This window comes from Inquilinus limosus MP06 (assembly GCF_000767795.1).
Lineage (GTDB): Bacteria > Pseudomonadota > Alphaproteobacteria > DSM-16000 > Inquilinaceae > Inquilinus > Inquilinus limosus_E.
Map to the genome: position 1 here is coordinate 1 of NZ_JANX01000984.1, position 1,296 is coordinate 1,296.

Annotated in this window: 1 pseudogene; it reads right to left on the minus strand. The window is 74.2% G+C overall.

Annotated elements, in window-relative coordinates:
- Window positions 1-1,296, minus strand: a pseudogene (locus P409_RS34600) (hypothetical protein); the annotation flags it as partial.

The window sequence follows — 1,296 nt, forward strand, 5'->3', positions numbered from 1 at the left end:
GGTGGCCGCCGTCGCGCCGTGGCCGAGCGCGAGCGCGTCGGCGGCACCGGCCTTCGCCGTGTCGCCCAGGGCGACGGCGGACGGAGCGTTGGTCACCTGCGCCGCCCAGCCGATGGCGACGCCATTGGTCGAAGCGGCGTCGACCGCGGGCCCGGTGTTGGCGCCGATCGCGATGCTGCCGTCGGCCGCGGCGCTGATCTGGTTGCCGATCGCGGTCGAATTGACGCCGGTCGCCTGGCTCAGATAGCCCAGCGCCATGCTCTCCAGCCCGCTGGCATTGGACTGGTAGCCGATGGCGACGCTCTGGTCTCCGCTGGCCTTGGACTCAACGGCGGCCGCGAAGGAGTTCAGCCCCGACGCCGCGGCGGCGTTGCCGATCGCGGTCGCATTCGTCGCCGCCGCACTGGCGAGGACGCCGACCGCGGTGGTGTTGTCGGCCGACGCCGCGCTGTTGAGGCCGAGGGCGGTCGACCAGGTCGCGGTCGCGCTGCTGTTGGGGCCGAGGGCCGTGCCGCCCTGCCCGGTGGCCGTCGCCGAATTTCCGATCGCGACCGCCTCGAAGGAGGTGAAGCCGCCCGGCAGCGCCGTGCCGGCCGCCCCGCTGGCGTTGGAGGCGATGCCGATGGCGATCGGCGAGCCGTCGCCGCCTGTCACCAGGGCCTTGGCATTCGTGCCGAGCGCCATCGAGCCGCCGCTGATGGTACTGGCCGCCGCCCCGCTGCCGAGGGCGATCGCGGTCCCGCCCGCCGCGTTGGACTGATAGCCCATCGCCACCGAGCCGTTGCCCGAGGACACCGCCCCGACGCCGGCCGCCATGGCGTTGAGGCCGGTGGCGCCGTCATTGATGTAGTTGGCGCCGGGCGTGCCGCCGTCGTTGACGCTGTAGTAGTGGACGGGGTTGCTGGCGGCGAGCGCCTCGACCGCCTTGTTGGTGGCGAAGAGCTGGCTGCCGTTGATCGCGTCGGTCGAGTCCAGCGCGATCCGCCCGGCCGCGACATTGGTGATGGTCCGCTCCGCACCGGCCGCGCCGACGCTGACCGTCGAGGTCGGGGTCGTGCCGGCGAAGTTGTAGGTGCTGCCCGCGATCGTGGTGCTGGCGGTGCCGACCGCCGCCGCGGTCACCGAGCCCGAGCCCAGCGCCACGGCGCCGGCCTGGCCGGCGGTGGCGTTGTGGCCGAGGGCCAGGGCATCCGCCGCATTCGCGGCCGCCGTGTCGCCCAGGGCCACCGAGGACGGGGCGTTGGTGGCCTTCGCGCCCCAGCCGATGGCGACGCTGTTGGTCGAGGCCGCGTCGGT